Genomic DNA, 8537 nt, shown 5'->3' with positions numbered 1-8537 from the left:
GCGCCAGTGGAGCCGGTGTCGCCCTGAGGCCCAGTAGGCCCGACATCGCCCTGGGCGCCAGTGGCCCCGGTGTCGCCCTGTAGGCCGGTCGGGCCGGTGTTACCTTGCGCTCCGGTAGGGCCAGTCGGGCCGGCTATATCTATATCGTCTTGCCCAATCACCAGCAAGGAGGCTTTGACCGGCACAATGGATGAATATGAAATCGCTGCATCGCTGTTGTTTCTTAATTCTACAGTAACCGGTGCTGCAGTGATCTCAATGATGCCAATTCCGACTACTTCTCCTGTTTTAATGGGTGAATTGGCGATGATGGAATCGCCCTGGGATGAAATCAGCGCAAAGCCTGTTCCAATGAAGGAAAGGGTGGACTGCGTAGCAACCCACCAGGTAAATTGATATCGGCCCGCAGCCTGCAGGGTGATAATCCCGGTCGTGCTGTCATAGCTGATCGTGCCGTTTGAAATAGTTGTTGAATCAAAGACCACATTGGCGTTTTGTGCGATCATACCGGATGTTAAACGTTCTAGTTGTAATGATATACTCATTCCGAAAGTCCTTTCTTTTCATATTGTTTACATATTATCTTATGTTATTAGACTAATTTGGTTAATGCTTATTGCAGGTCAGCTGATAGCCCGGTTCCGGCTTTTTCGTACAATTGACGCCAGCCATTCAGGAAGAAGGGTGGATAGTGTTTTGAAGAAAAAAATTGCAGTGCAAGAAATTAGGCAGGCTTAATTAAGTTGAAAATATTTTGTAAGTTAAGTTATGATTAAAACAAATAACAAAATTGGCTATTTCCGATGAGATTATGTTAAAATTTAAACATAGTAACTCTCTTTTACTAGTTGTGGATCATTATTTGTTTCTTATGCCCCCCTCTTGGGGCTCTTTTTTTTGCCTAAAATCAACTGCTTTTTATATTTAAATAAATTTTTTGATTTTTTCTAAATTAACTGAATATTCAGCAGGAATTTGCTCACAGACAACGAATATACTGTATAAGGACATTAAATGTTCTGGCGGGACGTTTAATGTCCACTGGGTTTTCTTGCAAACAAACACTCCTTTTATTTGTTTTTCTTACCCTTCGGGAACCTCTGCAAAGAGGATTTTTTTTGCCTTTTTTTGTTTTTAAGCCTGGCTCTCTAAGCCGGCGGGGCAGGATTTTGCCAAAAAGTACAAGAATAAGTTATTGAATAATCATAGACAAATATCCAAACACGGTGGCTCACAACCGTGTTCTTTCATTGGTTGGTGGATCCGAGAGGGGTTAAGTAATGCTTGAATTGATTCAGGATTATATTGAAAAACTAAAAAATGTAGATAAGCAGCTTGAAACTTTACTGTCTGACCGTAAGATTATTGAAACAGAGTTATCGGCTTTAACCAAGGCCATCAAAAGACAGTCCCGCGTATTTGGCGCAATCGTTTCCATGAGCAATGAATGCTCGTTCATCATTGACCGGAATGCCACCTTCACCTATGCCAGCATAGCCGGAGCGCAATTGCTGGGATTGAAGCAATTGGATGTGATCGGAAAAAACTGGCGGGAGCTGGGCTTGCCTCGTGAAGTCATGGTACCATTTGAGGCTCATTTAAAGACGGCTTTTTTACTGGGGACTTCAGTGACAAATGTCGCTAAGGTTCAGTTTCCTTATGGCATCAGGTATATGGAGTATTATTTAAATCCGGTATTGGGTAAAACCCTGAATGTGGATGCGGTTTTTTGCGTCATTCGCGACGTGACCCAGCATAAAGAATCCGAGACTGTTCAGCAACAGCTTACTTTGCAGTATTTACATGAGAATCAGCGTCTCCAGCAGTTAACTGATGCCGCGCCGATGGCCATTCTGACGGTGGACGGCGATGGGTTTATTACGGCTATCAATCAGGCGGCAATTGAACTGCTGCCCCATATCAGCGATAGCTTTAAGGGTCCGAAATTGTACCGGACATCGCTGAAACTGCACAACGATACCTGCGGCGGGGCTTTGATCGCCAGAGCGTTAAACGGCGAAGAAATTAAGTCCGGCCTGTTTGAGTATAATGACCGGCATTATCTGATCAGCGCCTTTCCAACCAGAGAGAAGGATACCGGCGTTATTTTGGGAGCGGTGGCCTTTTATCAGGATATAACTGAAGTGGAGAAGCTGCGTAAAGAACTGGCGCGTCTGGACCGTCTTAATCTTATTGGCGAAATGGCGGCCGGCGTGGCTCATGAAATTAGAAATCCGATGACTGTGGTGATGGGATATTTGCAAATGCTGTCAGGGCGGGCGGAGGATGGCTTGCAGGAAAAATATGATATCATCATGGAGGAACTGAACCGTATCAATGCCATTGTTACCGACTTTTTATCGTTAGCCAAAGATAAATTGGTGGAAAAGGAAAGCAGCAATTTAAATGAAATTATCAACAGTATTTACCCGCTCATTATGGCGGATGCCACCAAAAATGACATTGAAGTTAAGCTTGTTCTGGCTGATGACATGCCGGAGCTGCTGCTGAATGAAAAAGAGATTAAACAATTGATTTTAAATCTGGTGCGCAATGCCATTGAAGCGATGAAAGCAGACTGCCGGAGGCTGGGCATTGAAACACATGTGCATGACGACAAGGTAGAATTAATAACCTCCGACAGCGGCTGCGGCATTGACAGCCAGCATCTGAATAAAATTTTTGATCCCTTTTTCACAACGAAAGATAACGGCACCGGTTTAGGTCTTGCCGTTTGTCAAAGTATTGTTGACCGCCACAAAGGATCTGTGGAAATCCGGTCTGAAATTGGCCGGGGAACAGCGGTGATTGTAACATTGCCGCGCAGCTGACGGTGAATACACTTGGAATTCAGGCAGACGGGATGCTTATACCAATTCAGGATACTGGCAGGGGGTTTGGTAGTCTGCGGCGAACTATAGAATTGACATAAGTTAGTCAGGGGTTGAGCAAGGTTCAATCCGATACCTTTTTCCGGGGGAATTACGCGGAGAAACGGCTGCCCCGGGATGCATTGACTTGTGGACAACTGAGGGTTCGGGGAATATTGAGCAGCTAGGGGGCTTAAATGTGTTGGGGATGAACAAAGAGCAGCCAGGCAAGGTTGAACCAAAAATGAAGGGGCGGCTGCCGGCTTGTAAATTAGACCGGGAGCTGTTGACCCGGTTATGGGAGGTTTTTCATCGTGACGGCGAATTCTTATGGCACGCCGAAGTTGGTGTGGGCGGTGATCTGCTGGGCAAGCAGGAAGAGCGTCCCAAGCAGGCGATTACAGACTGGGAGGAATTGATCCGTTTGCTGCAGACTCTGCCGCGTATTGACAGCCTGACCATTACAGCCGAAATTCCTGATCACGGGGTGATCGCGCTGGCTTTTCGTAATTTTGCCCCGCCGAGCGGCAAACTGGTTGTGAACAGTGATGATCAGCAATGGGCTGAAGACCGTTATTTTGATGTCCTGGAATTGTTTGAAAGCAAGCGCGACAGTTGGACGACAATGATGCATTCGCGTTGGGGCTTTGGCCTGATTCAGACAGGCATTCCGCTCACGCTGTCCTGTGCCCTGGTGGTATTGACCGCTGCACTGCTTATTCCCTTGGAAGTGCGGAAAACCCAGTGGCTGTGGTGGATTACCGCGGCAACGACCATTATTACGCTTCGGCTGGCTTATACTGTTTCTGACAAGTTGATTATTTATGCAATAAAAAAATATCCTTACATTCGCATCTCATAATTTTCTTACTTCCCGCATAGATACTAATGTAGTTTTGCGGGAGGGGGATGAAGCTGTGATTATCAATTTACGCAGTCTGTTGCAGCACCGTAATTTGTTTTACAGTGTTATCGGTTTGTTGGCAATCAGTGCAACATATATTCAGGTGGCGGACGTAATTGCCGACGGACCGATTGCGATTGCCGGGGTTAGGACCGACCAGAAAGTGGTAGCATTGACTTTTGATCATTCCTGGGGCAATAAGTTTACGCCGTCAATTCTTGATACATTGCAGACAAATAATCTGAAAGTGACCTTTTTTATTATGGGGCCGTGGGCGCAGAAGTATCCTGAGGTGGCGCAGCGGATGGCCAAGGACGGGCATGAAATTGCCAGCCACGGCTACCGGCATGAAAACTACGGCGACAAGACGGCCGAGTGGGTGAAGAGCGATATCGAAAAGGCGCATGCGCAGATTAAAGAGGTGACCGGGGTCGAACCTAAGCTGCTGCGTCCGCCCAACGGCCACTACAGCCAGCAATCCTTAAAGACCACCGATGAACTGGGTTATAAAACAATTATCTGGAATGTGGATTCGCTTGACTGGAAAAATCCTGGCCGTGACGTTATTGTGGAGCGGGTGGCCAAGCGGCTTAAGCCGGGCGCAATTATTCTGCTGCATGCATCAGACACGCCGGTGCAAACCGCTGAAGCTCTGCCGATTTTAATTGAAAAGATCAAGTCGGAAGGGTATCAAATTGTTACTGTCGGGGAACTTTTAACCAAATATGCCGACAAAGGCATCCAGCGGCACTAAGCTTTGGTTTACGATGAGATTACTTCGTGATGATGAGGTAATCTCTATTTCATTGCGGCAGGAAAAGAAAATACTCATACCGAAATAAGTAAAGTTTAATTTGTGACAAAATATCTTGAAATCTGTCAGGATTCTGTTGTCAACTTGAGGTGACGAAAATGATGTCAATTTTAGCTGCAGCGGCAAAGAAGGCGCAAGCCGGAGAACGAATCGACCTGGCTGAGGCCTTAGCCTTATATTACGACAATAATTTATTGCAATTGGCTCAGTGGGCCAGAGCGGCAAAAGAGCGAAAATCCGGACAGGATATTTACTTTAATGTCAACCGTCACATCAATTTGACGAATATTTGCGTTTCCGGCTGTCCCCTGTGTGCTTTTGGCTGTCAGCCTGATCAGCAGCAGGCGTATGTTCTGGAACAGGCCGACGTGGCCGGGATTGTTCAGGAAATTGCTCAGACTACGCCCGATTTGACGGAGATTCATATGGTCAGCGCTTTACATCCCGATAAGCCGTTTGACTATTATCTTAGTATTGTAAAAACCGTTAAAGCCTGTCTGCCGAAGGTGCATGTCAAAGCGTTTACCCCGGTGGAGATCGTCCATTTTGCCAACATTTCCGGTCTGAGTGTTGAGCGGGTATTAGCGGAGCTTAAGGATGCAGGGCTGGATTCCCTGCCAGGCGGCGGCGCTGAAATTTTAGACGATGAAGTACGCAGGGTCATTTGCCCGGATAAAGCCACAACCAGGCAGTGGATTGAGGTGATTACCACTGCGCACCGTTTGGGAATTCCGACAAATGCAACTATGCTGTACGGTCATGTTGAGACAATTGAGCAGCGGCTCAGGCATTTATTGACTTTGCGGGACATTCAGGACGAGACCGGCGGCTTTCAGGCTTTCGTGGCCTTCCCGTTTCATCCGGCCAATACCGGCCTTGCCGGCTTAAACAGAGTGACCGTGTGGGAAGATTTAAAAATGATTGCCCTGGCCCGGCTGATTTTAGATAATTTTGATCATATCAAGGCTTTCTGGATGATGCTGACATTACCGGTTGCCCAGTTGTCTTTGGCTTTTGGCGTGGATGATCTGGACGGTACTGTGGTTGAGGAAAAAATCATTCATGCTGCCGGTGCAAAAACCGGCAAAGGGATTACTAAAGCCAACATCATCAGCCTGGTCGAAGAAACAGGCTATACTCCGGTAGAGCGGGATACCTTTTATCGCCCGCTGCCAAGACAGGCGGAATATTAACATGGAAAAGTCGCGGTTAGGACATATTAAATTCATCAACTGTTTGCCATTATCCTATAGTTTGCTCTACGGGGGATATGACGAGGGGCTGGATATCTATGCGGATGTTCCGGCAAAATTAAACAGGCTTATTGTTCAGGGGCAGCTTGACGTCAGCCCGGTGTCATCCATCGTGTATGCCCAGCACAGCGAGAAATTTCTGATTATGCCTGATGTATCCATTAGCGCTGAGGGGGCCTTGCGGAGCATACTGCTGGTCTCAAAAAAGCCGATTGCCGAGTTGAATCAGGCCAGTGTGGCTTTAACGGCAAAATCGGAAACTTCTCATTGCCTGCTTAAAATTGTATTGCATGATGCTTATCAGGCTGTTCCCGGCTGTTATATTACCGAAGCCTCCACTGCTGAAGAGGCGCTGGCTGACGCCGATGCCGTTTTATTTATCGGTGACGATGCGCTGTTTAACTACCATAACCGGCAGCAGGGTTTATTTTATTACGATATCGGGGCTGAATGGAAGCAGCTGACTGGTTTGCCAATGGTTTATGCGGTTTGGGTGGTGAGGCGGCGTTTCGCCCGGACGCAGCCGGAGCTTTTGCAGACTGTTTATGAACGGGTGACCGGCGGTTTCCGGCATGGTTTGGCGAATATCGATCAGGCCGTTGCCGCTTTTGCGGACAAGCTGCCTTTTAGCTGCGACCAGATCAGCACCTATTTAAAACTCTTAAACTGGTCGTTAACCCCCGCCCATCAACAGGCGCTGCTCAGTTTCTATCAGCGGGCTTATCATATTGGCTTGCTTGAGCAGGCGCCGGAAATTGCCTTCGCGGAGGTCTTACGATGAACCGTTTGTCAACGCCGCAGGCCTTAACCATGCTGGAACAGGCCGATATCCTGGAACTTGGCCGGAAGGCCGATGCGGTTCGAACCAGAATACATCCCGGCGGGCTGGTTACGTTTGTTATTGACCGCAATATCAACTATACCAATATTTGCTCGAGCGAGTGCCGGTTTTGCGCTTTCTTTCGCCGGAAAGATGACCGGGAGGCCTATGTTTTGGCGAATGCCGTTATCCTGGACAAACTGCAGGAAACAATTGCCGCCGGGGGCACGCAGGTCATGCTGCAGGGCGGTCTGCACCCTGGGCTTGGTCTGGACTATTATCTGGATTTATTACGTTTAATTAAAGCGAACTATTCGATCACCATCCATTCTTTCTCGCCGGCGGAAGTCCTGCATATGGCCCGGCAGGCCGGGCTGACCGTCCGGGAAACCCTGATCAGGCTGAAAGCAGCCGGGCTGGATTCCCTGCCGGGCGGCGGGGCGGAAATACTGGTGGACGAAGTCCGGCAGAGGGTAAGCCCGAAAAAGATCAGCGCCGGCGACTGGCTGGCGGTAATGGAAGCTGCCCATGCCGTCGGACTGGAAAGCACAGCGACAATGGTGATCGGTATGGGTGAAACGCTGGCCCACCGGCTGGAGCATCTGGAGAAGATACGGAACCTGCAGGAGAAAACCGGCGGCTTCCGGGCTTTTATCACCTGGACTTTTCAGCCTGGCAATACCGAGCTGGGCGGTGAGAAAACGTCTTCCTGGGATTATCTCCGAACTTTGGCCATGACCCGGTTATATCTGGATAACATCCGGCACATTCAAGGCTCTTGGGTAACCCAGGGCCAAACGGTCGGGCAGCTGACCCTGGCCTTTGGCGCCAACGATCTGGGCAGCATTATGCTGGAGGAGAACGTTGTCCGGGCAGCCGGTACAGCTTACCGGATGTCGATTGATAAAATGACCGGAATGATAGCGGCGGCCGGCAAAATTCCGGCGCAGCGGGATTCACGGTACAGGATTATCAAAAGATTTGCAGGATTGAACCAAAATGAGTGAGGCGGATAAAATGAATTTACTGAAAACAGAATTTGCCGTCATTGGCGGCTCGGGAACCTTATCCAGTGATTTTCCGCTGGGGGCTGATGATCCGGGGGTTAAAATTCTCTATGATGACCTGGAATTTGAAACTCCCTATGGGCTCAGCCCGGCGTTTCGTCTGTTTACGGTGGATGACCGGCAGGTGCTGACCTGCAAGATGCACGGCTGGCGCAGCGATGTCAGCCGGGCCGATGCTTCGCGGCAGGTTTTCTGGGCATTGCGGGAAGCCGGCGTTAAGCGCATTATTGCCGAAGGCGGTGTAGGCACGGTTAACCATCTACTGGATACGCGTGATTTTGTTATACCAAATGACTATTTGGATTTTTCTCTGCGTAAGGATGTGGGGCTGGAAGGAAAATATCTGTTGGTGATGAGGGACGCACTGTGTCCCGAGGTTCGGGACGGACTTATCGAAACAACGCGCAGGCACTATCAGGGACGTATTTTTAGCCGCGGCATTTATGCAGTTACCGAGGGCCGCCATTTTGAGAGTCCGGCGGAGATCAGCATGATGAAGGGCCATGCCGATATTGTGGGGCAGAGTATTTGTCCTGAGGTTTATTTAGCCCGGGAAATCGGCGCTTGTTTTGCCGGATTGTATTATGTGGTGAATTATGGCGAAGGCGTTGTTAAGGAATGGTCTCATCAGGAGCTCAAGGATATTTTTTATGATGATGCGCCAATGATCAGCAGAATTATTTTGGATACCATCAGGTCGCTGTCAGCCACAGGCGAATGCAGCTGCCGCCAGTTACGCAAAGAAACTCTGCTCAAAACTATTTACAATAAGTAGAATTATGTGGTATAGTGTCGACATTAGTTTTACC

General features: G+C 48.5%; 7 protein-coding genes and 1 pseudogene. 7 read left to right on the top strand and 1 reads right to left on the bottom strand.

Annotation, left to right across the window (positions count from 1 at the left end; all coding sequences use genetic code 11):
• Positions 1 to 545: pseudogene (locus tag BLR06_RS20225) on the bottom strand (collagen-like protein); the annotation flags it as partial.
• Between the two features lie 735 nt (positions 546 to 1280).
• Here BLR06_RS20225 and BLR06_RS06110 point away from each other — a divergent pair.
• The 7 genes from BLR06_RS06110 (at position 1281) to BLR06_RS06080 (ending at position 8503) form a co-directional block, all read left to right on the top strand.
• Entirely contained in the window at positions 1281 to 2831 is a 1551-nt protein-coding gene (locus BLR06_RS06110) for an ATP-binding protein (RefSeq protein ID WP_092069672.1), read from the top strand.
• Positions 2832 to 3018: 187 nt separating this feature from the next.
• Complete coding sequence (locus BLR06_RS06105) at positions 3019 to 3732, top strand: hypothetical protein (RefSeq protein ID WP_139164444.1); 714 nt, start codon at positions 3019 to 3021, stop codon at positions 3730 to 3732.
• 55 nt (positions 3733 to 3787) lie between these two features.
• Entirely contained in the window at positions 3788 to 4528 is a 741-nt protein-coding gene (pdaB, locus tag BLR06_RS06100; RefSeq protein ID WP_092069666.1) for a polysaccharide deacetylase family sporulation protein PdaB, read from the top strand.
• A gap of 161 nt (positions 4529 to 4689) precedes the next feature.
• Positions 4690 to 5781: an aminofutalosine synthase MqnE gene (mqnE, locus tag BLR06_RS06095; protein ID WP_092069663.1), complete on the top strand. Its 1092-nt coding sequence runs from the start codon at positions 4690 to 4692 to the stop codon at positions 5779 to 5781.
• Between the two features lies 1 nt (position 5782).
• Positions 5783 to 6622: a menaquinone biosynthetic enzyme MqnA/MqnD family protein gene (locus tag BLR06_RS06090; RefSeq protein WP_092069660.1), complete on the top strand. Its 840-nt coding sequence runs from the start codon at positions 5783 to 5785 to the stop codon at positions 6620 to 6622.
• Positions 6619 to 7668: a cyclic dehypoxanthinyl futalosine synthase gene (mqnC, locus tag BLR06_RS06085; RefSeq protein ID WP_092069657.1), complete on the top strand. Its 1050-nt coding sequence runs from the start codon at positions 6619 to 6621 to the stop codon at positions 7666 to 7668. The genes BLR06_RS06090 and mqnC overlap by 4 nt, the downstream gene beginning before the upstream one ends.
• Before the next feature lie 10 nt (positions 7669 to 7678).
• Complete coding sequence (locus BLR06_RS06080) at positions 7679 to 8503, top strand: MTAP family purine nucleoside phosphorylase (RefSeq protein ID WP_092069938.1); 825 nt, start codon at positions 7679 to 7681, stop codon at positions 8501 to 8503.
• The last annotated feature ends 34 nt before the right edge of the window (positions 8504 to 8537 follow it).

Origin of the sequence: Dendrosporobacter quercicolus, from assembly GCF_900104455.1 — a bacterium.
GTDB classification, from domain to species: Bacteria; Bacillota; Negativicutes; order DSM-1736; family Dendrosporobacteraceae; genus Dendrosporobacter; species Dendrosporobacter quercicolus.
Note: the sequence above shows the minus strand (reverse complement) of the source record. Positions and strands in the feature narration are given on the sequence as shown.

Excerpts from the sequence above, each read along its gene's own strand:
- BLR06_RS06110 (WP_092069672.1), top strand. The coding sequence starts at position 1,281 with ATGCTTGAATTGATTCAGGATTATATTGAAAAACTAAAAAATGTAGAT.
- mqnE (WP_092069663.1), top strand. The coding sequence starts at position 4,690 with ATGTCAATTTTAGCTGCAGCGGCAAAGAAGGCGCAAGCCGGAGAACGA.
- BLR06_RS06090 (WP_092069660.1), top strand. The coding sequence starts at position 5,783 with ATGGAAAAGTCGCGGTTAGGACATATTAAATTCATCAACTGTTTGCCA.
- BLR06_RS06080 (WP_092069938.1), top strand. The coding sequence starts at position 7,679 with ATGAATTTACTGAAAACAGAATTTGCCGTCATTGGCGGCTCGGGAACC.
- mqnC (WP_092069657.1), top strand. The coding sequence starts at position 6,619 with ATGAACCGTTTGTCAACGCCGCAGGCCTTAACCATGCTGGAACAGGCC.